This window comes from Streptomyces sp. NPDC107498 (assembly GCF_055582805.1).
The window spans coordinates 255750-279715 of record NZ_JBVJPE010000005.1; the positions used below are offsets into that span (position 1 = coordinate 255750).

Consider the following 23966-nt stretch of genomic DNA (forward strand, 5'->3'; position numbering starts at 1 on the left):
TTGCGTCGGGATCATCGACCGTCCGGCCATGATCCGGCGTGACCTGTGAGGAAGCGGCACATCACGTTCCGGCGCCGCCGTCCGGTGAGCGAACACACCTGACCGGTTTCCGCTCTTGACGCGGAGTCAAATTCTCACTGAACATTCAGCACGCACAACAGAACAAACGAACACCGCACATGCACTCGTACAGCTCCAGCCGCCTCGTGGCACCCACGCCCGGGGCGTCTCGCACGTTCCGTCCCATCCCCGTTCGGAATCCGGAGCCCCCACATGAACCTCTCCGTGCCCAGACGCGCCACCGCGGCCGCCGCACTCGCGGCGCTCGCCCTCGCCGGCCTCACCGGCACCAGCGCCTCCGCCAGCCCTGCCGCGGCCGTCGCCGCGCCCGACATCTCCCTCGCCAACGTCAAGCAGCACTTGACGGACCTCCAGTCGATCGCCACCGCCAACGGCGGCAACCGCGCCCACGGCCGCACCGGCTACAAGGCCTCGATCGACTTCGTGAAGGCGAAGCTGGACGCCGCCGGCTACACCACCACGCTCCAGCAGTTCAGCTACAACGGCGCCACCGGCTACAACCTGATAGCCGACTGGCCGGGCGGCGACCCGAACCAGGTGATCATGTCCGGCTCGCACCTCGACTCGGTCACCGCGGGCCCCGGCATCAACGACAACGGCTCCGGATCCGCCGCGATCCTGGAGACCGCGCTCGCCGTCTCCCGCGCCCAGCTCCAGCCGACGAAGCACCTGCGCTTCGGCTGGTGGGGCGCCGAGGAGCTCGGGCTCGTCGGCTCGAAGTACTACGTCAACAACCTGCCCAGCACCGAGCGTTCGAAGATCAGCGGCTATCTGAACTTCGACATGATCGGCTCGCCCAACCCGGGCTACTTCGTCTACGACGACGACCCGACGATCGAGCAGACCTTCAAGGACTACTACGCCGGACTCGGCATCCCCACCGAGATCGAGACCGAGGGCGACGGCCGCTCGGACCACGCGCCCTTCAAGAACGTGGGCATACCGGTCGGCGGCCTCTTCTCCGGGGCCGACTACACCAAGACGTCGGCGCAGGCGCAGAAGTGGGGCGGGACGGCCGGGCAGGCCTTCGACCGCTGCTACCACTCGTCCTGCGACACCACGGCGAACATCAACGACACCGCCCTGGACCGGAACGCGGACGCCATCGCGTACGCGGTCTGGAACCTGTCCACGGGGACGACGACCCCGCCGACCGGCACGGTCTTCGAGAACACCGCGGACGTCTCCATCCCGGACAACGGCGCCGCGGTGACCTCCTCGGTCACCGTCAGCGGCGTCGCGGGCAACGCGCCCTCGACCCTCAAGGTCGGCGTGAACATCGTCCACACCTACATCGGTGACCTGGTCGTCGACCTGATCGCCCCCGACGGCTCCGTCTACAGCCTGAGCAACCGTGCCGGCGGCAGCACCGACAACATCAACACCACGTACACCGTGAACGCCTCCACCGAGGTCGCCAACGGCGTCTGGAAGCTCCGCGTCCAGGACAAGGCCGGCGCGGACACCGGCTACATCAACAGCTTCAAGCTGACCTTCCCGTAAGCCGCAGAACTCCCGGGCGGGTCGGTGAACATCGCCCCCGACCCGCCCGGGGTCCCAACCGCCGGGTCACTTGCCGGCGTTCGCCGCCTCCACGAGCGCGTCCTTCGTCACCGCGCCGACGTAGACCTTGCCGTCGTCGGTGAGGAGCGCGTTCACGAGCTTCGTCTTGAAGACGGTGCCCGAGCCGAACTTCCCGGTCACCTTGTCGCCGAAGGAGTCCAGGAATCCCTGGATCTCCTTCGGCGCCTCGTCGGTCTTGGGCGCCGGCGCGCCCGTGTCGAGCTTCGCGATCGTCGTCCAGCCCTCACCGATGACGTCCGGGCCCTCCCCGGAGCCGGAGCCTCCGAAGGCCTTCCCGAGGCCGGGGAGACCGCCCTCGAAGCCCTCGGGCAGCCCGCCCCCGAAGTCGCCGTGCTCGCCGTGCTCGCCGTGCTCCGCGGCCTCCTCCGCCGCTCCCTCCGTCACCTTCGCGCCCTTCGGCGCCGTGAAGGCGAACTCGGAGGCGGCCGGCTTCGCGAAGTCGACCTTCGTGAAGCCCGCGTCGACGACCGGCTTGCCGCCCTCGACCGAGGCGAGGGTGAACTTCAGCGGGGTGCCGTTCGCCGCGTCCACCGCGATCTTCACCGACTCGACCGTCGAACCGGTCTGCTTCGGCCTGATCACCAGCTGGTACGCGTCCCGGCCGGCCACCTTCGCCGTCCCGTCGACCGTGATCGAGGTGGTGTCGCCCGCGGCCTTCAGGACCTCGTCGGCGAGCTCCTTGGGCGTGCCGGGGAGCTCCTGCTCCTTCTCGGGGGCGCCGGACGCGCCCTTCTCGTGGAAGGCCTCGTTCGACTTGCTGTCGTAGGCCCAGACGTCGTCGCCGTTGTGGATCAGGCTGTACTCGTCGGAGCCGTCGAGCAGGGTGAGCTTCTGGCGCTCGGGGCCGTCGGCCGCCACGCGCAGGGTGTGGGTGCCCGAGACGAGCTCGGTGAGCTTCTCGGACGGGTCGGCCGAACCGGAGCCCGCGCCGCCGCCCAGGCCCCCGAGGCCGGACGCCAGGCCGTCGAGGGACGGCAGCCCCAGGTCGGTGGAGATCTTGAAGGTGCCGGACAGCGTCCGGGTGTCCGAGGCGGCGATCTTCTCGATGAGCTGCTGGGCCGTGATCTCGGGCAGGTCGGGGTCTCCGGACGCCGCCAGCGCCGGGACGAGTCCGATGGTCGCCGCGGCCACTCCTGCCACCGCGACCGGGACGATGAACCGGCTCGCCTTACGGGTCTCTGCCATGGTCTCCGCTACCTCCGTTGTCGATGGATCCATTCCATCAACCCGGAGCCCCGGAATCGTCAGCCCCCGGGATCAACCTCACGTACTGCTTCGGGATGACCCGACCCCGAGAAGAGCTAGCCCGCGCGGTGGACCACGGCGTCGCACATCTCCGCCAGGGCCGCCTTCGCGTACCCGTCGGGCAGCGGCGCGAGCATCGCGCGCGCCTCCTCGGCGTACCGCACGGTGTCCCGGCGGGCCTGCTCCAGGGCGGGGTGGGCGCGCAGCCGGCGCAGGGCCTCGGCGTGCCGCTCGTCGTCGCCGAGGTCGCCGTCGATCAGGGCGACGAGCTCCAGGTCCTCCGGGCGCCCGTGGGCGGCCGCGGCGGCCCGCAGGTGGAGGACGGGGAGGGTCGGGATGCCCTCGCGGAGGTCGGTGCCGGGGGTCTTGCCGGACTCGTGGGAGTCGGAGGCGATGTCGAGGACGTCGTCGGCGAGCTGGAAGGCGACGCCGAGCCGCTCGCCGTACTGGGTGAGGGTGTCGACGACGCTGTCGTCGGCGCCGGACATCATGGCGCCGAAGCGGCAGGAGACGGCGACGAGGGAGCCGGTCTTGCCGCCGAGGACGTCGAGGTAGTGCTCGACGGGGTCGCGGCCGTCCATCGGGCCGGCCGTCTCCAGGATCTGGCCGGTCACGAGCCGCTCGAACGCCTCGGACTGGATGCGTACGGCCTCGGGGCCGAGGTCCGCGAGCGTGTGCGAGGCGCGGGCGAAGAGGAAGTCACCCGTGAGGACGGCGATCGAGTTGCCCCAGCGGGCGTTGGCGCTGTCGACGCCGCGCCGGACGTCGGCCTCGTCCATGACGTCGTCGTGGTAGAGCGTGGCCAGGTGGGTGAGCTCGACGACGACGGCGGAGGGCACGACGCCCGGTGCGTAGGGGTCGCCGAACTGGGCGGCGAGCATCACGAGCAGGGGGCGGAACCGCTTCCCCCCGGCCAGGACGAGGTGCTGCGCGGCCTCCGTGATGAAGGGGACATCGCTCTTGGTGGCGTCCAGGAGGCCCGCCTCCACAGCCGCCAAACCGGTCTGGACATCGGCCTCAAGAGCCTGGTCCCGCACGCTAAGACCGAACGGCCCGACGACGGTCACGAGGGGGTCTCCTGTCTGCTGACGCCTGCTGACGCTGTCCGGACCGCACACCGATCACTCGGATTGTCGATGTGTCGGTCCATTCACTCAAGCCAGCGTATCCGGTCACGTTTCGATCACTGTGGGCGCCTTCCCGTCACCCCCGGTATGTTCGCGATCGGCTCATACGACCAGGAGTGGGCGTTTCGCCCCGAACGGTGATCGACGCCGATGCGAACGGCGAGCGGCGCCCCGGTACGACGGATCCCCCGCACGGCGGCCCCGGCGCGGCCGTACGGGGGATCCCAGGCGGTGCTACGCGTCGGCGCCGGCCTTGCGGCGGCGGGCGACGACCAGCGCGCCGGCGCCCAGGGCGACGGCCCCGGCGGCGGCGAGGCCGAGCGGCAGGGTGTCGTTCGCACCGGTGGCGGCGAGGGTGCCGGTCACGGGGGTGGCGGACGAGCCGCCCTGCTGGGTGGTGTTCGCGTTGCCGGTGGTGACGGTCGGCGCCGGGGTCGGCGTCGCGGTCTCCGTCGGCTTCGGCTTCGGCTTGTCGCCCTTGTCGGCGGCGAGGACGGAGAAGTTCAGGTCGTCGTACTGCTCTCCGATGCCGCAGCTGCCGTCGTCGTTCGTGTACTCGCCGTAGGCGAAGAGCGCGCCCTTGCCGGCGGGGGCCTTGGCGTCGACCGTGAGCCGCAGCTTCACGTCGTAGCTGGCGCCCTTGGCGAGCTTGCCGACCTCGAGGTAATCGAACTTCTCGGTGATCGGCGTCCACTCCAGGACGTCGGGGGAGGACCACTCGACGGGGATGGCGTACTTGGCGAAGTCCGTCTCCTCGTCGATGTCCGTGCCGGGCTCGGGGAGCCGCGTGGCGTTCGCGAAGGCGTTGACGCCTTCCAGGGCGCGGTCGGAGGTGTTCGTGACCCGCAGCGTGAAGACGGTGGGCACACCGGCGGTGACCGTCTCGGGACCGCTCAGCGCGACCTTGACGGAACGGTCCTCCTTGCACTCCCCCCCGATCTCCTCGTAGAAGGCGAGCTCCTCCTTGGCCTCGTCGAGCTTCTCCCCGGCGGCCTTCTTCACCTTCTTGGCGAGTTCCAGCACCCGGAACGCCTGCACGCGCGCGTCGTCCAGAGCGGTGGAAGCCGCCTTGGCCTTCGTGTCGGCGGCGGTCTTCGCGAGGGCGGCCTCGTCAGCCACCGTCTGCGCCGCGGTGACGGCGGCGGCGGCGTCCGCCTTCTCCTGGTCGGTGGCGTCGGGCCGGTCCTTCACGGCCTGCTCGTCCTGCTTCGCCTTGGCGAGCGCCTCGTCGGCGGCCGTCTTCTTGGCAGCGGCTTCGCCGGCGGCCTTCTTCGCCTCGGCGGCGGCGACCGCCAGCGGGTGGTCGGCCTTGGTGAGGGCCTCGACGTCGCCCTCGGCCTCGGCCAGCTCGACGACGGCCTCGTCGTACTCCTTCTGCGCGAGCGCGACCGCGGCCTTGAGCTCCTCGAGCGACGGCATGTCCTCGTCGGGGTCCTCCTCGCCCGAGGCGGGCTTCTGCGGCGACGCGGTCGACGGCTTGGTGTCGGCGAACGCCGGCGCGGCCGAGAGGAACACGACCGGGGTGGTCACGGCGGCGGCCACGGCGGTCGCCAGGATGCGGCGGATCTTCACGTTGTGGACCTTTTCCTGGTCAGAGAGAAAGACTGCGAAGAAGGGTGGCGGGCGCGCGCCAGCGGCTACTTCACGCGGCACGGCACCCGGCATGATCGTAGGGCGGGCAGGGGCTCCCCGGGAGCCCTGTTTCCGCAGCTCGCGCGGGCGTTCCGGGACCGCCCGGGACACAAACGGCGCGAATGCGGGCAGTTGCCCACGGAGGCCGCGCTTTCTGTGTGATCCATGTCATCAGCGCCCGGCGGCCCGCCCCGTAACGTGTCCCCCACACACGTGGAAAGCGAGGCACGCACCGATGTCCGAGCACAGCCCGCTCGATCTGGCCGAGGGCGATCCCTTCGGCCCGCACAACCTCCCGTACGGCGTCTTCTCCACCGCCGACGAGCCCGGACGCCGCCGGCTCGGCGTCCGCATCGGCGGGCACGTCCTGGACGCGGGCGCCGCGGCGCACGCGCTCGGCTCCCCGTACGCGGCGCTGCTCGCGCAGCCCGGCCTCAACCCGCTGCTCGCGGCCGGGCGGACCGTCTGGCGCGACGTGCGCCGGGCGCTGACGGCCTGGGTGACGGTGCCCGCGCACCGGGCGGACATCGAGCCGCTGCTGCACCCGCTGGACGCGGTGACGCTGCACCTGCCGTACGAGGTCGCGGACTACGTCGACTTCTACGCGAGCGAGCACCACGCGACGAACGTGGGCCGCATCTTCCGTCCGGACGGCGACGCGCTCACACCCAACTGGAAGCACCTGCCGATCGGTTACCACGGTCGCGCGGGCACGGTCGTGGTCTCCGGCACCGATGTCGTACGCCCCTCCGGGCAGCGCAAGGCCCCGTCGGACCCGGCGCCGGTCTTCGGCCCTTCCGTGAAGCTGGACATCGAGGCGGAGGTCGGCTTCCTGGTCGGCACCCCGTCGGAGCTCGGCCGGCCCGTCCCGCTCTCCGACTTCCGGGAGCACGTCTTCGGCCTGACGCTGCTCAACGACTGGTCGGCGCGGGACGTGCAGGCCTGGGAGTACGTGCCACTGGGCCCGTTCCTCGGCAAGTCGTTCCAGACCTCGGTGTCGGCGTGGGTGACGCCCCTGGAGGCCCTGGACGCGGCAAGGACCGCGCCGCCCGCGCGGGACTTCCCCCTCCTCCCGTACCTGGACGACGCGGCCGAGGAGGAGCCGGGCGGCTTCGACCTGCGGATCTCCGTGGAGATCAACGGCGAGGTGGTGGCCGAGCCGCCGTTCTCCTCCATGTACTGGACGGCGGCCCAGCAGCTCGCCCACATGACGGTGAACGGCGCCTCGCTCCGCACCGGCGACCTGTACGGCTCCGGCACGGTCTCCGGGCCCGAGGTGAACCAGCGCGGCTCGCTCCTGGAGCTCACCTGGAACGGCCGCGACGCCCTCGATCTGCCGGGCGGCAAGCGGACGTTCCTGGAGGACGGCGACGAGGTCGTCCTCACGGCCTGGGCCCCGGGCCCGGACGGCACCCGGGTCGCCCTCGGCGAGGTCCGCGGCCGGATCGTCCCCTCGGCCTGAGCCTCAGGCCCTCCGCCACAGGGCGGGGACGTTCGGCGGCTCCCAGCCGGCCTGGGCCGTGTGCGCCTGGAGGCACACGTAGCCCGGGCCGCCGTAGGTGACGGCGTCCCCCGCCCGGTAGGCGGTCCCGGCGGCCCAGGTCCCGCCGGGGACCCCGGTGGGCGTCGGTGTCGGCGTCGGGCCGGGGCCCTGCGGGACGTTCAGGACGAAGTCGAAGGCGGCCTCCTTCGCGGTGCCGGCGTCCCGGACGGTCATGAGGAGCCGGGGGTCGAAGATCGAGTCGGTGTTGTTCCGCGGCTCGCCCGGGAAGTACAGCTGCGTGGTGAGCACCGGCCGCCCCGGCGCCTGGAGCTTCACGTGGAGGTGACGGGTGCGGCCCGGGTAGAGGCCGGGCACGATCGTGGTCAGCGCGAAGGCGCCGGCGGCGTCGGTGAACTGGTGGCCGCGGAAGCGGAAGCCGGTGTTGTCGTAGGCGCCGTTGACGTCCGCCTGCCAGAAGTCCAGCAGGACGCCCGGTATCGGACGGCAGGCGAGCCCGAAGACGTAGCCGCTGACGGTGAGCCGGACACCGGTGGTGCCGGCCTCCAGGAGGCTGGTCCGCAGCGGGGAGTTCGGCTTGAAGTACGGCCCCTCCGTCTGCTCCGGGGTGGGGTCGTCGCCGTCGTCGCACTCCGGGGTGAGCGCGGGCGCCGCCTCTCCCGCGGTCACGGTACGGGCGAGCGCCGGGACGCCCATGAGGACGGCGGGCGCCGCCATTCCGGCGGCGAGCGCGGCGCGCAGCACGGTCTTGCGGGTGGGGTGTCCGGCGGCGGTCTCGTTGTCCATGCCTGCTCCTCTGCGGGGGGCCTGGGGGGATGGCAACGAACCTAGGCGTGCGGGCCGCCGGCTTCGATGGACGGATCTCGGCGGTCGTGGTGTTTTCGGAAGTCCCCCGGGGTCCGTCCGGTCTCCCTGCGGAAGAAGCGGCAGAAGTACGCGGGATCCGCGAAGCCGACCCGGGACGCGACCTGCCGTACCGACAGCCCGGTGCCGACGAGGAGACGTTGGGCCTCGCGGGTGCGGGCCTCCCGCAGGAGTGCGGCGGGGGTGCGGCCGGTGGCGGCCCGGACGGCCTCGGCGAGGTGGCCGGGGCTGACCCCGAGCCGCTCGGCGCACTCCCGTACGGACGGCCCCTCGGCCCCGGCCCGCCCGGCGAGCCGGACGAACTCCTCGGCGACCCCCCGCGCGGGCGCGGGCCGGGCGGCGGCTCCGGGCAGCCGGGCGGCCCGCACCAGGAGCACGTGGAGCAGGGAGCGCAGCACCCCGGCGAATCCGTCGGCCCCGCACCGGTACTCCTCGGCGAGCTCCGCCATCAGCAGCGAGGTCCGCTCGTGGGAGGCGTCGTCGAGCCCCACCCAGGGCCGCTCGCCGAGCCGCCGCAGCAGGCTCTCGTCACCGGCGCCGCCGAGCAGGAACTCGGGCGTGAACAGCACGAGCGAGCCCTCCAGGCCCCGCACGCCCTCCCAGTGGTGCACCTGCCCGGGCAGGATCACCCCCAGGTGCGGCGGCCGCACCTCGTACCGCTCGGCATCGAGCACGTGCGCGCCGCTCCCCTCCACGACGTGCACGATCTCGTAGAAGGTGTGCCGGTGCGGGAACGCGGCCCGCGACATCGGCCCCATGGCGTCGAAGCCGCCCGCCGCGAAGGGCACCTCCCCCGGCGCCCGCACCTCCAGCCGGTGGACGGGCGGCTCCCCACCCCGGGGGGCGAGGCAGGGAGCCCCCGGTAAGACCGTCGTCCCGCGCATCGCCCGCCTCCTCGCCTGGTACAGACCATTCGGTCGTCCACGATGCCACGCGGCGCGTGCCGTGTCAGGAACGCGAAGGGCCCGGCTCGCCCCCGAGCCGGGCCCTCACGCGTGCCGTCCGGGCTACCGGGCGAACACGCTCGCCTGGTTCGCCAGGTCCAGGAAGTACTGCGGGGCGAGGCCGAGGACCAGGGTGACCGCGACGCCCGCCGTGATCGTGACGCTCGTCAGGAACGAGGGCACGGCGACCGTGGGGCCGTCCGCCTTCGGCTCGCTGAAGAACATGAGCACGATGACCCGGATGTAGAAGAACGCGGCGATCGCCGAGGAGATCACACCGACCACCACGAGGCCGCCCGCGCCGCCGTCCGCCGCCGCCTTGAAGACCGCGAACTTCCCGGAGAAGCCCGAGGTCAGCGGGATGCCGGCGAAGGCGAGGAGGAAGACCGCGAAGACGGCCGCGACCAGGGGCGAACGACGGCCCAGACCCGCCCACTTGGACAGGTGGGTGGCCTCGCCGCCGGCGTCCCGGACCAGGGTGACGACGGCGAACGCGCCGATCGTCACGAAGGAGTACGCCCCCAGGTAGAAGAGGACGGACGAGATCCCGCTCGGGGTCGCCGCGATGACGCCCGCCAGCAGGAAGCCCGCGTGCGCGATCGACGAGTAGGCGAGGAGCCGCTTGATGTCGGTCTGGGTGATGGCGACGATCGCACCGCCCAGCATGGTGACGATGGCGACGCCCCACATGACCGGGCGCCAGTCCCAGGTGAGCCCCGGGAGCACCACGTACAGCAGGCGGAGCAGCGCGCCGAACGCGGCGACCTTGGTCGCGGCGGCCATGAAGCCGGTGACCGGCGTCGGGGCGCCCTGGTAGACGTCCGGGGTCCACATGTGGAACGGCACGGCGCCGACCTTGAAGAGGAGCCCCATCAGGACCATGGCGAAGCCGATGAGCAGCAGCGCGTCGTTGCCCATGGTGTCGGCGAGCGCCGGGTCGACGGAGCCGATGGAGCCGTCGACGACGCGGGCGATCGTGGCGTACGAGACGGAGCCCGCGTAGCCGTAGAGCAGGGCGATCCCGAAGAGCAGGAAGGCCGAGGAGAAGGCGCCGAGCAGGAAGTACTTGACGGCCGCCTCCTGCGACATCAGCCGCTTGCGGCGGGCGACGGCGCAGAGCAGGTACAGCGGGAGGGAGAAGACCTCCAGGGCGACGAAGAGCGTCAGGAGGTCGTTGGCGGCCGGGAAGACCAGCATGCCGGAGATCGCGAAGAGCGCGAGCGGGAAGACCTCGGTGGTGGTGAACCCGGCCTTGACGGCGGCCTTCTCCTGGTCGCTGCCGGGGACGGCCGCGGCCTCGGCGGCGAAGGAGTCGACCCTGTGGCCGTGGTCGGCCGGGTCGAGCCTGCGCTCGGCGAAGGTGAAGACCGCCACGACGGAGGCGAGGAGGATGGTGCCCTGGAGGAAGAGGGCGGGTCCGTCGACGGCGATGGCCCCCATGGCCGCGATGTGGGCCTTGGTGGAGCCGTAACCGCCCGCCGCCAGACCGACGACGGCGGCGAAGGCGGCGGCGAGCGCGAGGACGGACAGGAAGACCTGACTGTGGTAGCGGGCCTTGCGGGGCACGAAGGCCTCGACGAGGACGCTGACGAGCGCGGCGCCGAGCACCACGAGCACGGGCGAGAGCTGCGTGTACTCGATGTGGGGCGCCGGGATCTTGTCCAGCGGCTCGGCAGCTGTCGTCCACAAGCTGTGGACAGCCATGGAACTCACTTGGCCGCCTCCACGTTCTGAATCTGGGGCCGGGGGTCCTTCTGCTGGACGTCGGACATGGTGTGCCGGACGGCCGGGTCGACGACGTCCGTCAGCGGCTTCGGGAAGACCCCGAGGAAGATCAGGACGGCGATCAGCGGGACGACCACGGCCAGCTCGCGCGCCCGCAGGTCGGGCAGCGCCCGCACCTCCTCCTTCACCGGCCCGGTCATCGTCCGCTGGTACAGGACGAGGGTGTAGAGCGCGGCGAGGACGATGCCGGTGGTGGCGATGATCCCGGCCACCGGGTACCGGGCGAAGGTGCCGACGAGCACCAGGAACTCACTGACGAACGGGGCGAGTCCGGGCAGCGACAGGGTCGCGAGGCCGCCGATCAGGAAGGTGCCGGCGAGCACCGGGGCGACCTTCTGCACGCCGCCGTAGTCGGCGATGAGCCGCGAGCCGCGCCGGGAGATCAGGAAGCCGGCGACGAGCATGAGCGCGGCCGTGGAGACGCCGTGGTTGACCATGTAGAGCGTGGCGCCGGACTGGCCCTGGCTGGTCATCGCGAAGATGCCCAGGATGATGAAGCCGAAGTGCGAGATCGAGGCGTAGGCGACCAGGCGCTTGATGTCCCGCTGGCCGACCGCGACCAGCGCGCCGTAGACGATGCTGACGAGGGCGAGGACGACGATCGCGGGGGTGGCCCACTTCGACGCCTCGGGGAAGAGCCCGAGGCAGAAGCGGAGCATCGCGAAGGTGCCGACCTTGTCGACGACGGCGGTGATGAGGACGGCGACCGGGGCGGTGGCCTCCCCCATCGCGTTCGGCAGCCAGGTGTGCAGCGGCCAGAGCGGCGCCTTCACGGCGAAGGCGAAGAAGAAGCCGAGGAACAGCCACCGCTCGGTGCTGGTCGCCATCTCCAGCGAGCCGTTCGCCCGGGCCGCCGTGATCTCCGTCAGGGAGAAGTTCCCCGCGACCACGTAGAGGCCGATGACCGCGGCCAGCATGATCAGTCCGCCGACGAGGTTGTAGAGGAGGAACTTGACCGCCGCGTAGGAGCGCTGGGCCGCCGCGTTCTCGTCGGAGCCGCTGTGGGCGCGGTCGCCGAAGCCGCCGATGAGGAAGTACATCGGGATGAGCATGGCTTCGAACAGGATGTAGAAGAGGAAGACGTCGGTGGCCTCGAAGGAGAGGATCACCATCGCCTCGACCATGAGAATCAGGGCGAAGAAGCCCTGCGTCGGCCGCCACCGCTTGGAGGAGGTCTCCAGCGGGTCGGCGTCGTGCCAGCCGGCCAGGATCACGAAGGGGATCAGCAGCGCGGTGAGCGCGATGAGCGCCACCCCGATGCCGTCGACGCCGAGTTCGTACCGGACGCCGAAGTCCTTGATCCAGGAGTACGACTCGACGAACTGGTAGCGGTCGCCGCCCGGCTCGAAGCCCGCGAAGACGACGGCGGCGAGGACGAGCGTGGCGAGCGAGACGAGCAGCGCCAGCCACTTGGCGGCGGTGCGGCGGGCGGCGGGGACGGCGGCGGTGAGGACCGCGCCGGCCGCCGGCAGCAGCGCCGTCGCCGTGAGGAGCGGGAAGCCCGCGTTGACCACTGGGGACATGGGAGTCACACCGCCCTCATCAGCAGGGTCGCGGCGATCAGCACCGCCGTACCTCCGAACATGGAGACCGCGTACGTGCGGGCGTAGCCGTTCTGGAGCTTGCGCAGCCGGCCGGAGAGTCCGCCGACGGCGGCCGCGGTGCCGTTGACGACGCCGTCGACCAGGCTGTGGTCGACGTAGACCAGCGAGCGGGTCAGGTGCGTGCCGCCGGTGACGAAGACGGCGTGGTTGAAGTCGTCCTGGAGCAGGTCGCGGCGGGCGGCCCGGGTGAGCAGCGAGCCGCGCGGGGCGACCACCGGGACGGGCCGGCGGCCGTACTGGAGGTACGCGAGGCCGACGCCGATCACCATGACGGCGACGGTGGCGGCGGTGACGGCGGCGGCGCTGACCGGGGAGTGGCCGTGCTCGAAGCCGGTGACCGGCTCCAGCCACTCGACGAATCCGGCGAACTCGAAGACGGCGCCTGCCGCGACCGAGCCGACGGCCAGCAGGATCATCGGGACGACCATGGACTTGGGCGACTCGTGCGGGTGGGGCATGGCGCCCGCCGCGTGCTCGGCGGCCGGCTCGGCGCTGGGCGCCTGGTCGGCGTCCGGCGCCGGCTGCCAGCGCTTCTCGCCGAAGAAGGTCATCAGCATCACGCGGGTCATGTAGTACGCGGTGATGGCGGCGCCGAGCAGGGTGACCGCGCCGAGGATCCAGCCCTCGGTGCCGCCCTTGGCGAAGGCCGCCTCGATGATCTTGTCCTTGGAGAAGAAGCCGGACAGGCCCGGGAAGCCGATGATCGCGAGGTAGCCGAGGCCGAAGGTGACGAACGTGACCGGCATGTACTTCCGCAGGCCGCCGTACTTCCGCATGTCGACCTCGTCGTTCATGCCGTGCATGACCGAACCGGCGCCGAGGAACAGCCCGGCCTTGAAGAAGCCGTGCGTCACCAGGTGCATGATCGCGAAGACGTAGCCGATGGGGCCGAGGCCGGCCGCCAGGATCATGTATCCGATCTGCGACATCGTCGAACCGGCGAGGGCCTTCTTGATGTCGTCCTTGGCGCAACCGACGATCGCACCGAAGAGGAGCGTGACCGCGCCGACCACGGTGACGACGAGCTGTGCGTCCGGCGCCGCGTTGAAGATGTCGGCGGAGCGGACGATCAGATAGACACCGGCGGTCACCATCGTGGCCGCGTGGATGAGGGCCGAGACCGGGGTCGGGCCCTCCATCGCGTCCCCGAGCCAGGACTGCAGCGGCACCTGGGCCGACTTGCCGCAGGCGGCGAGGAGCAGCATCAGGCCGATCGCGGTCAGCTTGCCCTCGGACGCCTGCCCGCTCGCCTCGAACACCGGCCCGAAGGCGAAGGTGCCGAAGGTGGTGAACATGATCATGATGGCGATCGAGAGGCCCATGTCGCCGACCCGGTTGACCAGGAAGGCCTTCTTCGCGGCGGTCGCCGCGGTGGGCTTGTGCTGCCAGAAGCCGATCAGGAGGTACGAGGCGAGGCCGACGCCCTCCCAGCCGAAGTACAGCAGCAGGTAGTTGTCGGCGAGGACGAGCAGGAGCATCGCCGCGACGAACAGGTTGAGGTAGCCGAAGAACCGGCGGCGGCGCTCGTCGTGCTCCATGTACCCGATGGAGTAGACGTGGATGAGCGTGCCGACCCCGGTGATCAGCAGGACGAAGGTCATCGACAACTGGTCGAGCTGGAAGGCCATGTCCGCCTGGAAGCCCTCGACGGGGATCCAGGTGAAGAGCCGCTGGTACAGGGCTCGGTCCTCGGCGCCCTTGCCGAGCATGTCGACGAAGAGCGCCAGGCCGATCACGAAGGAGACGGCCGCGAACAGCGTGCCGATCCAGTGCCCGGACCTGTCGAGCCGCCGCCCGCCGAGGAGCAGCACGGCCGCTCCGAGCAGGGGCGCCCCGATGAGCAGCGCAATGAGATTTTCCACGGTCAGCCCCTCACAGCTTCATCAGGCTGGCGTCGTCGACCGAGGCCGAGTGGCGGGCACGGAAGACGGACACGATGATCGCGAGCCCGACGACGACCTCCGCGGCGGCCACGACCATCGTGAAGAAGGCGATGATCTGGCCGTCGAGGTTGCCGTGCATGCGGGAGAACGTGACGAACGCGAGGTTGCAGGCGTTGAGCATGAGCTCGACGCACATGAAGACGACGATCGCGTTGCGTCGGATCAGCACCCCGGCCGCGCCGATGGTGAACAGCAGGGCCGCGAGGTACAGGTAGTTGACGGGGTTCACCGGGTGGCCTCCTCTTCGTCCCGGTCGCGGCCGAGCCGCTCCTCGGAGCGCTGCTCCAGGGCCTTGAGATCGGCCATCGCCTCGGTGGACACGTCCCGGATCTGGCCCCGCTTGCGCAGGGTCCCCATGACGGTGAGGTCCGCCGCGGTGCCGTCGGGCAGCAGACCGGCGACGTCCACGGCGTTGTGCCGGGCGTACACCCCGGGCGCGGGCAGCGGCGGGACGTGCTTGCCCTCGCGCACGCGCTGCTCGGACAGCTCGCGCTGGGTGCGGGCCCGCTCGGTCCGCTCCCGGTGGGTGAGCACCATCGCGCCGACGGCCGCCGTGATCAGCAGCGCGCCGGTGATCTCGAAGGCGAAGACGTACTTGGTGAAGATGAGGGCGGCAAGGCCCTCGACGTTCCCGCCGTGGGCGCTGTTGGCCGTGCCGAGCCCGGCGAAGTCCTTCAGCGAGGCGTTTCCGATGCCGGCGGCGAGCAGGATCCCGAAGCCGAGGCCGCAGGCGACGGCCAGCCACCGCTGGCCCTTGAGGGTCTCCTTCAGCGAGTCCGCGGCCGTGACTCCGACCAGCATGACGACGAAGAGGAAGAGCATCATGATCGCGCCGGTGTAGACGACGATCTGGACGATGCCGAGGAAGTACGCGCCGTTCGCCAGGTAGAAGACCGCGAGGACGATCATCGTGCCGGCGAGGGAGAGCGCGGAGTGCACGGCCTTCCGCATCAGGATCGTGGACAGCGCGCCGAGGACGGCGACGGTGCCGAGGACCCAGAACTGGACGGCCTCACCGGTGGACGTCCCAGCGGAAAGTGTCACTGCGGCGGCGAGGTTCGCGCTCATGCGTCCGCCCCCTCCGGCTCGTCCTTCTCCCCCTTGGACACGGCGACCTGACGGACCGTGCCGGGCGCCGCCTCGGTGACGAGCCCCCGGTAGTAGTCCTGCTCGGTCATGCCCGGGAAGATCGCGTGCGGGGTGTCGACCATGGTCTCCTCCAGGCCCGCGAGGAGCTGCTCCTTGGTGTAGATCAGGTTCTCGCGGGAGGAGTCGGCCAGCTCGAACTCGTTGGTCATCGTCAGCGCGCGCGTGGGGCACGCCTCGATGCACAGTCCGCAGAGGATGCAGCGGGCGTAGTTGATCTGGTAGACGCGGCCGTACCGCTCGCCCGGCGAGTAGCGCTCCTCGTCGGTGTTGTCCGCGCCCTCGACGTAGATGGCGTCGGCGGGACAGGCCCAGGCGCACAGCTCGCAGCCGACGCACTTCTCCAGCCCGTCGGGGTGACGGTTGAGCTGGTGCCGGCCGTGGAAGCGGGGCGCCGTCGTCTTCTGCTGCTCCGGATACTGCTCGGTCAGCCGCTTCTTGAACATGGCCTTGAAGGTCACGCCGAAGCCGGCCACCGGATTCTGGAAATCAGACACCGTCCGTCTCCTTTCCATCACTCGCAGTAGCAGTATCGGGGGCGCCGCTGACAACGAGGTCCCGGTCGTACCGCGACCTGCGCCGCGGGACGGGCGGCAGGGACTGCCCGGGCTTGGGCGGTACGGGGAAGCCGCCGGCCATCGGGTCGAAGGACCGCTCGTCGGCGGGACCGGCCGCGGCCCCCTTCGCCTTCCGGTCGCGGAACGCGTCCACCAGGAAGGAGAGGAGGAGCAGGGCGAGGACGGCGCCGGCCACGTACAGCACGATGTTGGAGAAGGCGATGTTCTCGTTCCGCAGCGCGCGGACCGTGGCGACCAGCATCAGCCAGACCACGGCGACCGGGATGAGGACCTTCCAGCCGAGCTTCATCAGCTGGTCGTAGCGGACGCGGGGCAGGGTGCCGCGGAGCCAGATGAAGAAGAACAGCAGCAGCTGCACCTTCACGACGAACCAGAGCATCGGCCACCAGCCGTGGTTGGCGCCCTCCCAGAAGGTGGAGATCGGGTACGGGGCCCGCCAGCCGCCCAGGAAGAGGGTCACCGACACGGCCGAGACCGTCACCATGTTCACGTACTCGGCGAGCATGAACATCGCGAACTTGATGGACGAGTACTCGGTGTTGAAGCCGCCGACGAGGTCGCCCTCGGACTCCGGCATGTCGAACGGGGCGCGGTTGGTCTCGCCGACCATCGTGACGATGTAGATGATGAACGACACCGGCAGCAGGATCACGAACCAGCGGTCCGCCTGCGCCTCGACGATCTTCGAGGTCGACATCGACCCGGAGTAGAGGAAGACGGAGGCGAAGGCCGCGCCCATGGCGATCTCGTACGAGATCATCTGCGCGCAGGACCGGAGACCGCCGAGCAGCGGGTACGTGGAGCCGGAGGACCAGCCGGCGAGGACGATGCCGTAGACGCCGACGGAGGCGACCGCGAGGACGTACAGCATCGCGATCGGCAGGTCGGTGAGCTGCATCGCGGTCCGGTGCCCGAAGATCGAGACCTCGTTGCCGGCCGGACCGAAGGGGATCACGGCGATCGCCATGAAGGCGGGGATCGCGGCGATGACCGGCGCGAGGACGTAGACGACCTTGTCGGCCTTCTTGACGATCACGTCCTCCTTGAGCATCAGCTTGATGCCGTCCGCGAGGGACTGGAGGAGGCCCCAGGGGCCGTGCCGGTTGGGGCCGATGCGCAGCTGCATCCAGGCGACGACCTTGCGCTCCCACACGATCGAGAAGAGCACGGTGACCATCAGGAAGGCGAAGCAGAAGACGGCCTTGACCAGCACGAGCCACCAGGGGTCCGTGCCGAACATGGACAGGTCTTCGGCGGCGAGGACGTTCGGGGTCATGCCTGCACCTCCTGCGGGGTCGCCGGGCCGATGCGGACCAGGTCGCCGGGGCGGGCGCCGGTGTCGGAGAGGACGCCCCGGCCCGCCGAGTTCAGCGGGAGCCAGACGACCCGGTCGGGCATCTCGGTGACCCGGAGCGGGAGGGCGACGGAGCCGGCGGGTCCGGCCACCTCCAGGACGTCGCCGTCCTCGACGCCGGTGTCGGCGGCGGTGGTGGCGGAGAGCCGGGCGACCGCCGCGTGCCGGGTGCCGGCCAGGGCGGCGTCGCCCTCCTGGAGCCTGCCGAGGTCGAGGAGGAGCCGGTGACCGGCGAGGACGGCCTCGCCGTCGCCGGGCCGGGGCGCCGACTGTCCGGGCGAGGCGGGCTCGGTCGCCCGCTCCTCGGTCCAGCCGCCGAGCCGGTCCATCTCCCGCCGCACGGACCGCAGGTCGGGCAGGCCGAGGTGGGCGTCGAGGGCGTCGGCCAGCATGTGGAGCACGCGGGCGTCGGTCGGCGGGAGGGGCCGGGTCATCTGCTCGGGCTTGAGCGCGGCCTCGAAGAGCCGGGCCCTGCCCTCCCAGTTGAGGAAGGTGCCGGGCTTCTCGGCGACGGCCGCGACCGGCAGGACCACGTCGGCGCGCTCGGTGACCTCGCTCGGCCGCAGCTCCAGGGAGACCACGAAGGCCGCGTCGAGGGCCTCACGCGCGCGTGCCGGGTCCGGCAGGTCGACGACCTCGACACCGGCGACGAGCAGCGCGGCGAGCTCGCCGCCGGCCGCGGCCTCCACGATCTGGCCGGTGTCGCGGCCGTAGCGGTGCGGGAGTTCGCGGACGCCCCAGGCGGCGGCGACCTCCTCGCGCGCGCGGGGATCGGTCGCGGGCCGGCCGCCGGGCAGCAGCGCCGGGATCGCCCCCGCCTCGACGGCGCCGCGCTCGCCGGAGCGGCGCGGGATCCACACGAGGCGGGCGCCGGTGGCGGTCGAGGCGCGCAGGGCGGCGGTGAGCGCGCCGGGCACGCCCGCGAGCCGCTCGCCGACGGCGAGGACGGCGCCCTCCTGGCGGAGGGCCTCGGCCGCGGCGGCGCCCTCCTCGGAGAGGCCGACCCGGGAGGTGAGGGCGTCGAGCCACTCGGTCTCGGTGCCGGGGGCGGCCGGCAGCAGGGTGCCGCCCGCCTTCGTCAGGCCCCGGGTGGCGAACGGGGCGACCGCGTAGGTCCTCTGGCCGCGCTTGCGCCAGGCCTTGCGGAGCCGCAGGAAGACGCCGGGGGCCTCCTCCTCGGACTCCAGGCCGACGAGGAGCACGGCCGGGGCGGCCTCCAGCGAGGCGTACGTGACGCCCGAACCGTCCAGGTCGCGTCCCCGGCCCGCGACGGCGGAGGCCAGGAAGTCGGCCTCCTCGCCGGAGTGGATCCGGGCCCGGAAGTCGATGTCGTTGGTGTCGAGGGCGACCCGGGCGAACTTGGCGTACGCGTAGGAGTCCTCGACGGTCAGCCGCCCGCCGGTCAGGACGCCGGTCCGGCCGCGGACGAGCCCGCGGGCGGCGGCCTCCAGGGCCTCGGGCCAGGAGGCGGCCTCCAGCTCACCGGTGTCGGGGTTCCGGACGAGCGGCGTGGTCAGCCGGTCGCGCTGCTGGGCGTACCGGAAGCCGAAGCGGCCCTTGTCGCAGATCCACTCCTCGTTGACCTCCGGGTCCTCGGCGGCGAGCCGCCGCATGACCTTGCCGCGCCGGTGGTCGGTGCGGGTGGCGCAGCCGCCGGCGCACTGCTCGCAGACGGTCGGCGAGGAGACCAGGTCGAAGGGGCGGGAGCGGAAGCGGTAGGCGGCCGAGGTGAGGGCGCCGACCGGGCAGATCTGGATGGTGTTGCCGGAGAAGTACGACTCGAAGGGGTCGCCCTCGCCGGTGCCGACCTGCTGGAGCGCGCCGCGCTCGACGAGCTCGATCATCGGGTCGCCGGCGACCTGGTTGGAGAAGCGGGTGCAGCGGGCGCACAGGACGCACCGCTCGCGGTCGAGCAGCACCTGGGTGGAGATCGCGACCGGCTTCTCGTAGGTCCGCTTGACGCCCTCGAAGCGGGACTCGGCCTGTCCGTGGGACATGGCCTGGTTCTGCAGGGGGCACTCGCCGCCCTTGTCGCAGACCGGGCAGTCCAGCGGGTGGTTGATGAGCAGCAGCTCCATCACGCCGTGCTGGGCCTTCTCGGCGACGGGCGAGGTGAGCTGGGACTTCACCACCATGCCGTCGGTGCAGGTGATGGTGCAGGAGGCCATGGGCTTGCGCTGGCCCTCGACCTCGACGATGCACTGGCGGCAGGCGCCGGCGGGGTCGAGGAGCGGGTGGTCGCAGAAGCGCGGGATCTCGATGCCGAGCTGTTCGGCGGCGCGGATGACCAGCGTCCCCTTGGGGACGGAGATCTCGGCGCCGTCGATGGTCAGCGTCACGAGGTCCTCGGGCGGTACGGCCGGGCTGCCGCCGCCCGCGGGGTGGGACGTGGTGACGGTCATGCGGTCACCTCCTTGTGGTTGTCCGCCCAGGCGGTCGACTTGGCCGGGTCGAAGGGGCAGCCCCGGCCGGTGATGTGCTGCTCGTACTCCTCGCGGAAGTACTTCAGCGAGGAGAAGATCGGCGAGGCGGCGCCGTCGCCGAGGGCGCAGAACGACTTGCCGTTGATGTTGTCGGCGATGTCGTTGAGCTTGTCGAGGTCGGCGAGGGTGCCCGCCCCGTTCTCGATGTCGCGGAGCAGCTGGACGAGCCAGTACGTGCCCTCGCGGCAGGGCGTGCACTTGCCGCAGGACTCGTGGGCGTAGAACTCGGTCCAGCGGGTGACGGCCCGGACGACGCAGGTGGTCTCGTCGAAGCACTGGAGCGCCTTGGTGCCGAGCATGGATCCGGCGGCGCCGACGCCCTCGTAGTCGAGGGGCACGTCGAGATGCTCGTCGGTGAACATGGGGGTGGAGGAGCCGCCGGGGGTCCAGAACTTGAGCCGGTGGCCGGGGCGCATGCCGCCGCTCATGTCGAGGAGCTGGCGCAGGGTGATGCCGAGGGGGGCCTCGTACTGGCCGGGCGAGGCGACGTGCCCGCTGAGCGAGTACAGCGTGAAGCCCGGGGACTTCTCGGTCCCCATCGACGTGAACCAGTCCTTGCCCCTGTTCAGGATCGCGGGAACCGAGGCGATGGATTCGACGTTGTTCACCACGGTGGGGCAGGCGTACAGACCGGCGACCGCGGGGAAGGGGGGGCGCAGCCGGGGCTGGCCGCGGCGCCCTTCGAGCGAGTCGAGCAGCGCGGTCTCCTCACCGCAGATGTACGCGCCGGCGCCGGCGTGGACGGTGAGTTCGAGGTCGAGTCCGCTGCCGAGGACGTTCGTGCCGAGGTAGCCGGCGGCGTAGGCCTCGCGGACGGCCTCGTGGAGGCGGCGCAGGACGGGGACGACCTCGCCGCGCAGGTAGATGAAGGCGTGGCTGGAGCGGATCGCGTAGCAGGCGATCACGATGCCCTCGATGAGGGAGTGCGGGTTGGCGAAGAGGAGGGGGATGTCCTTGCAGGTGCCGGGCTCGGACTCGTCGGCGTTGACGACGAGGTAGTGCGGCTTGCCGTCGCCCTGCGGGATGAACTGCCACTTCATGCCGGTGGGGAAGCCGGCGCCGCCGCGTCCGCGGAGGCCGGATTCCTTGACGTACGCGATGAGGTCGTCGGGGCTCATCGCGAGGGCCCGCTTGAGGCCCTGGTAGCCCTCGTGGCGCTCGTAGGTCTCCAGGGTCCAGGAGTTCGGCTGGTCCCAGAAGGCCGACAGGACGGGCGCCAGGAGCTTCTCGGGGCTGCTGTTGTCGATCTCGGCGGCCAAGGTCATCACTCCCCCTCCTGTCCGGAGGTCTCACCACGCGGGTGGACGATTCGGTGGTGCGGCTTCTCGCCCTTCGCCAGGCGCAGTCCCACGAGGGAGGCCGGGCCGGCACCGCCGGTGGCCTCGACGGCGCCGGGGCGCTCGTCGGGGAAGCCGGCGAGGATGCGGGCGGTCTCCTTGAAGGTGCAGAGCGGGGCGCCGCGGGTGGGCTCGACGGTGCGACCGGCCCGGAGGTCGTCGACCATCTTCTTGGCGGACTCGGGCGTCTGGTTGTCGAAGAACTCCCAGTTGACCATCACGACGGGGGCGAAGTCGCAGGCCGCGTTGCACTCGATGTGCTCGAGGGTGATCTTGCCGTCCTCGGTCGTCTGGTCGTTCCCGACGCCGAGGTGGGCCTTGAGCTCCTCGAAGATGGCGTCGCCGCCCATGACCGCGCAGAGCGTGTTGGTGCAGACGCCGACCTGGTAGTCGCCGGAGGGCTTGCGCCGGTACATGGTGTAGAAGGTGGCGACGGCGGTGACCTCGGCGGTGGTGAGGCCGAGGACGTCGGCGCAGAACGCCATGCCGGTGCGGGTCACGTGCCCTTCCTCCGACTGCACGAGGTGCAGCATCGGCAGGAGCGCGGAGCGGGAGTCCGGGTAGCGGTCGACGATCGCCCGGGCGTCCTCCTCCAGGCGGGCGCGGACGTCCGCCGGGTACTCGGGGGCGGGGAGCTGGGGCATGCCCAGGCTGATCTGGTCGGTCATCGGTCGACGCCTCCCATCACGGGGTCGATGGAGGCGACGGCGACGATGACGTCGGCGACCTGGCCGCCCTCGCACATCGCGGCCATGGCCTGGAGGTTGGTGAAGGACGGGTCGCGGAAGTGGACCCGGTAAGGGCGGGTGCCGCCGTCGGAGACGACGTGGACGCCGAGCTCGCCCTTGGGCGATTCGACGGCCGCGTAGGCCTGCCCGGCGGGGACCCGGAAGCCCTCGGTGACCAGCTTGAAGTGGTGGATCAGGGCCTCCATGGAGGTGCCCATGATCTTCGCGATGTGGTCGGTGGAGTTGCCGAGGCCGTCCGTGCCGAGGGCGAGCTGCGCGGGCCAGGCGATCTTCTTGTCGCCGACCATGACCGGTCCGGGGGCCAGCCGGTCGAGGCACTGCTCGATGATCCGCAGGGACTGGCGCATCTCCTCCAGGCGGACGAGGAAGCGTCCGTAGGAGTCGCAGGTGTCGGCGGTCGGGACGTCGAAGTCGTAGTTCTCGTAGCCGCAGTACGGGTCGGTCTTCCGCAGGTCGTGCGGGAGGCCCGCCGACCGGAGGATCGGTCCGGTGGCGCCGAGGGCCATGCAGCCGGTGAGGTCGAGGTAGCCGACGTCCTGCATGCGGGCCTTGAAGATGGGGTTGCCGGTGGCGAGCTTGTCGTACTCCGGCAGGTTCTTCTTCATGGTCTTCACGAACTCGCGCACAGCGTCGACGGCGCCGGGCGGGAGGTCCTGGGCGAGGCCGCCGGGGCGGATGAACGCGTGGTTCATGCGCAGGCCGGTGATCAGCTCGTACAGGTCCAGGATCATCTCGCGGTCCCGGAAGCCGTAGATCATGATCGTGGTGGCGCCGAGCTCCATGCCGCCGGTGGCGATGCAGACCAGGTGCGAGGAGAGCCGGTTGAGCTCCATCAGGAGCACCCGGATGACGCTGGCGCGGTCCGGGATCTGGTCGGTGACGTCGAGGAGCTTCTCCACGCCCAGGCAGTACGCCGTCTCGTTGTAGAACGAGGTGAGGTAGTCCATGCGCGTGACGAAGGTGGTGCCCTGCGTCCAGGTCCGGTACTCGAGGTTCTTCTCGATGCCGGTGTGGAGGTAGCCGATGCCGCAGCGCGCCTCGGTGACGGTCTCGCCGTCGATCTCCAGGATGAGGCGGAGCACGCCGTGGGTGGACGGGTGCTGGGGGCCCATGTTGACGATGATGCGCTCGTCGTCGGCCTTCGCGGCGGACTGGACGACCTCCTCCCAGTCGCCGCCGGTCACCGTGTAGACGGCGCCTTCCGTCGTCTCGCGTGCGGACGACGCGTTGGGGCTGTTCACGAGTACGACCTCCGCTGGTCCGGAGCCGGGATCTGGGCGCCCTTGTACTCGACGGCGATGCCGCCGAGGGGGTAGTCCTTGCGCTGCGGGTGGCCCTGCCAGTCGTCCGGCATCATGATCCGGGTGAGGGCGGGGTGGCCGTCGAAGACGATGCCGAAGAAGTCGTACGCCTCGCGCTCGTGCCAGTCGTTCGTCGGGTAGACGGTGACGAGCGACGGGATGCGCGGGTCGGCGTCGGGGGCCGAGACCTCCAGGCGGATCAGCCGGCCGTGGGTCAACGAGCGCAGGTGGTACACGGCGTGCAGCTCGCGGCCCTTGTCCCCGGGGTAGTGGACGCCGGAGACGCCCGTGCACAGCTCGAAGCGCAGGGCGGGGTCGTCGCGCAGGGTGCGGGCCACGCGGACGAGGTGCTCGCGCTCGATGTGGAAGGTGAGCTCGCCGCGGTCGACGACCGTCTTCTCGACGGCGTTCTCGGGCAGGAGGCCCTGCTCCTCCAGGGCGCCCTCGAGCTCGTCGGCGACCTCGTCGAACCAGCCGCCGTACGGGCGGACGGCCGGCCCGGGGAGCCGGACGGAACGGACCAGGCCGCCGTAGCCGGAGGTGTCGGCCCCGCTCTGGGCGCCGAACATGCCGCGCTGGACGCGGACCTCCTCGCCGTGGTCGCCGCGCTGGCCCGGCAGGTTCTGCGCGCTGAGGTCCTTGTCGGGGTTGGGCGTCTCGTCACTCACTGTGCTGCACTGTTCCCTTCTCCGTCCGCGCGGCGCAGAG

Annotated in this window: 19 protein-coding genes; 2 read left to right on the plus strand and 17 right to left on the minus strand. The window is 71.2% G+C overall.

The features are described from left to right. Positions 1–273 precede the first annotated feature (273 nt). Entirely contained in the window at positions 274–1584 is a 1311-nt protein-coding gene (locus tag ACZ66Z_RS11665; protein ID WP_469933765.1) for a M28 family metallopeptidase, read from the plus strand. A 66-nt stretch (positions 1585–1650) separates the two neighbouring features. Here the strand turns inward: ACZ66Z_RS11665 and ACZ66Z_RS11670 are convergent, their stop codons facing one another. The 3 genes from ACZ66Z_RS11670 to ACZ66Z_RS11680 form a co-directional block, all read right to left on the minus strand. Continuing rightward, positions 1651–2850: a LolA family protein gene (locus ACZ66Z_RS11670; RefSeq protein WP_469933766.1), complete on the minus strand. Its 1200-nt coding sequence runs from the start codon at positions 2848–2850 to the stop codon at positions 1651–1653. A 116-nt stretch (positions 2851–2966) separates the two neighbouring features. Then, on the minus strand, positions 2967–3977 hold the full coding sequence (locus ACZ66Z_RS11675; RefSeq protein ID WP_469933767.1) for a polyprenyl synthetase family protein: 1011 nt from the start codon (positions 3975–3977) through the stop codon (positions 2967–2969). Positions 3978–4271: 294 nt separating this feature from the next. Continuing rightward, positions 4272–5609, minus strand: a complete 1338-nt coding sequence (locus ACZ66Z_RS11680) for an LPXTG cell wall anchor domain-containing protein (RefSeq protein ID WP_469933768.1) — start codon at positions 5607–5609, stop codon at positions 4272–4274. Between the two features lie 295 nt (positions 5610–5904). Here ACZ66Z_RS11680 and fahA point away from each other — a divergent pair, with 295 nt between their 5' ends. Further along, the gene (gene fahA, locus ACZ66Z_RS11685; protein ID WP_469933769.1) at positions 5905–7131 is read left to right on the plus strand and encodes a fumarylacetoacetase; all 1227 of its coding nucleotides are present in this window, start codon (positions 5905–5907) and stop codon (positions 7129–7131) included. Between the two features lie 3 nt (positions 7132–7134). Here the strand turns inward: fahA and ACZ66Z_RS11690 are convergent, their stop codons facing one another. From ACZ66Z_RS11690 to ACZ66Z_RS11755, 14 genes are all read right to left on the minus strand, one after another. After that, entirely contained in the window at positions 7135–7956 is an 822-nt protein-coding gene (locus ACZ66Z_RS11690) for a dioxygenase family protein (RefSeq protein WP_469933770.1), read from the minus strand. A gap of 41 nt (positions 7957–7997) precedes the next feature. Then, the gene (locus ACZ66Z_RS11695; protein ID WP_469933771.1) at positions 7998–8918 is read right to left on the minus strand and encodes a helix-turn-helix transcriptional regulator; all 921 of its coding nucleotides are present in this window, start codon (positions 8916–8918) and stop codon (positions 7998–8000) included. 123 nt (positions 8919–9041) lie between these two features. Then, complete coding sequence (nuoN, locus tag ACZ66Z_RS11700; RefSeq protein WP_469933772.1) at positions 9042–10691, minus strand: NADH-quinone oxidoreductase subunit NuoN; 1650 nt, start codon at positions 10689–10691, stop codon at positions 9042–9044. Next, positions 10688–12286 (minus strand): NADH-quinone oxidoreductase subunit M, encoded by a 1599-nt coding sequence (locus ACZ66Z_RS11705; protein WP_469933773.1) that lies wholly within the window; start codon positions 12284–12286, stop codon positions 10688–10690. The genes nuoN and ACZ66Z_RS11705 overlap by 4 nt, the downstream gene beginning before the upstream one ends. 5 nt (positions 12287–12291) lie before the next feature. Next, positions 12292–14229: an NADH-quinone oxidoreductase subunit L gene (gene nuoL, locus ACZ66Z_RS11710; RefSeq protein ID WP_469933774.1), complete on the minus strand. Its 1938-nt coding sequence runs from the start codon at positions 14227–14229 to the stop codon at positions 12292–12294. A 10-nt stretch (positions 14230–14239) separates the two neighbouring features. After that, the gene (gene nuoK, locus ACZ66Z_RS11715) at positions 14240–14539 is read right to left on the minus strand and encodes an NADH-quinone oxidoreductase subunit NuoK (protein ID WP_017239464.1); all 300 of its coding nucleotides are present in this window, start codon (positions 14537–14539) and stop codon (positions 14240–14242) included. Continuing rightward, positions 14536–15378: an NADH-quinone oxidoreductase subunit J gene (locus ACZ66Z_RS11720; RefSeq protein WP_469933775.1), complete on the minus strand. Its 843-nt coding sequence runs from the start codon at positions 15376–15378 to the stop codon at positions 14536–14538. The genes nuoK and ACZ66Z_RS11720 overlap by 4 nt, the downstream gene beginning before the upstream one ends. Next, positions 15375–15971: an NADH-quinone oxidoreductase subunit NuoI gene (nuoI, locus tag ACZ66Z_RS11725; RefSeq protein ID WP_469933776.1), complete on the minus strand. Its 597-nt coding sequence runs from the start codon at positions 15969–15971 to the stop codon at positions 15375–15377. The genes ACZ66Z_RS11720 and nuoI overlap by 4 nt, the downstream gene beginning before the upstream one ends. Next, positions 15946–17310: an NADH-quinone oxidoreductase subunit NuoH gene (nuoH, locus tag ACZ66Z_RS11730; protein WP_469933777.1), complete on the minus strand. Its 1365-nt coding sequence runs from the start codon at positions 17308–17310 to the stop codon at positions 15946–15948. The genes nuoI and nuoH overlap by 26 nt, the downstream gene beginning before the upstream one ends. Further along, positions 17307–19790: an NADH-quinone oxidoreductase subunit G gene (locus tag ACZ66Z_RS11735; protein ID WP_469933778.1), complete on the minus strand. Its 2484-nt coding sequence runs from the start codon at positions 19788–19790 to the stop codon at positions 17307–17309. Before ACZ66Z_RS11735 ends, nuoH begins: the two co-directional genes overlap by 4 nt. Then, positions 19787–21136 (minus strand): NADH-quinone oxidoreductase subunit NuoF, encoded by a 1350-nt coding sequence (gene nuoF, locus ACZ66Z_RS11740; protein WP_469933779.1) that lies wholly within the window; start codon positions 21134–21136, stop codon positions 19787–19789. Before nuoF ends, ACZ66Z_RS11735 begins: the two co-directional genes overlap by 4 nt. After that, entirely contained in the window at positions 21136–21876 is a 741-nt protein-coding gene (gene nuoE / locus ACZ66Z_RS11745; protein ID WP_469933780.1) for an NADH-quinone oxidoreductase subunit NuoE, read from the minus strand. Before nuoE ends, nuoF begins: the two co-directional genes overlap by 1 nt. Beyond that, positions 21873–23198, minus strand: coding sequence for an NADH-quinone oxidoreductase subunit D (locus ACZ66Z_RS11750; protein ID WP_469933781.1), 1326 nt, complete (start codon positions 23196–23198; stop codon positions 21873–21875). The genes nuoE and ACZ66Z_RS11750 overlap by 4 nt, the downstream gene beginning before the upstream one ends. Then, positions 23195–23926, minus strand: a complete 732-nt coding sequence (locus tag ACZ66Z_RS11755) for an NADH-quinone oxidoreductase subunit C (protein WP_469933782.1) — start codon at positions 23924–23926, stop codon at positions 23195–23197. Before ACZ66Z_RS11755 ends, ACZ66Z_RS11750 begins: the two co-directional genes overlap by 4 nt. Positions 23927–23966: the final 40 nt, after the last annotated feature.

Bases quoted from the DNA above. Each gene is read 5' to 3' on its own strand.
- ACZ66Z_RS11690 (WP_469933770.1), bottom strand. From the start codon at position 7,956: ATGGACAACGAGACCGCCGCCGGACACCCCACCCGCAAGACCGTGCTG.
- ACZ66Z_RS11695 (WP_469933771.1), bottom strand. From the start codon at position 8,918: ATGCGCGGGACGACGGTCTTACCGGGGGCTCCCTGCCTCGCCCCCCGG.
- ACZ66Z_RS11670 (WP_469933766.1), bottom strand. From the start codon at position 2,850: ATGGCAGAGACCCGTAAGGCGAGCCGGTTCATCGTCCCGGTCGCGGTG.
- ACZ66Z_RS11665 (WP_469933765.1), top strand. From the start codon at position 274: ATGAACCTCTCCGTGCCCAGACGCGCCACCGCGGCCGCCGCACTCGCG.
- fahA (WP_469933769.1), top strand. From the start codon at position 5,905: ATGTCCGAGCACAGCCCGCTCGATCTGGCCGAGGGCGATCCCTTCGGC.
- ACZ66Z_RS11720 (WP_469933775.1), bottom strand. From the start codon at position 15,378: ATGAGCGCGAACCTCGCCGCCGCAGTGACACTTTCCGCTGGGACGTCC.
- ACZ66Z_RS11735 (WP_469933778.1), bottom strand. From the start codon at position 19,790: ATGACCGTCACCACGTCCCACCCCGCGGGCGGCGGCAGCCCGGCCGTA.
- nuoE (WP_469933780.1), bottom strand. From the start codon at position 21,876: ATGACCGACCAGATCAGCCTGGGCATGCCCCAGCTCCCCGCCCCCGAG.
- ACZ66Z_RS11705 (WP_469933773.1), bottom strand. From the start codon at position 12,286: ATGTCCCCAGTGGTCAACGCGGGCTTCCCGCTCCTCACGGCGACGGCG.
- nuoF (WP_469933779.1), bottom strand. From the start codon at position 21,136: ATGACCTTGGCCGCCGAGATCGACAACAGCAGCCCCGAGAAGCTCCTG.
- nuoI (WP_469933776.1), bottom strand. From the start codon at position 15,971: ATGGAAAGGAGACGGACGGTGTCTGATTTCCAGAATCCGGTGGCCGGC.
- nuoH (WP_469933777.1), bottom strand. From the start codon at position 17,310: ATGACCCCGAACGTCCTCGCCGCCGAAGACCTGTCCATGTTCGGCACG.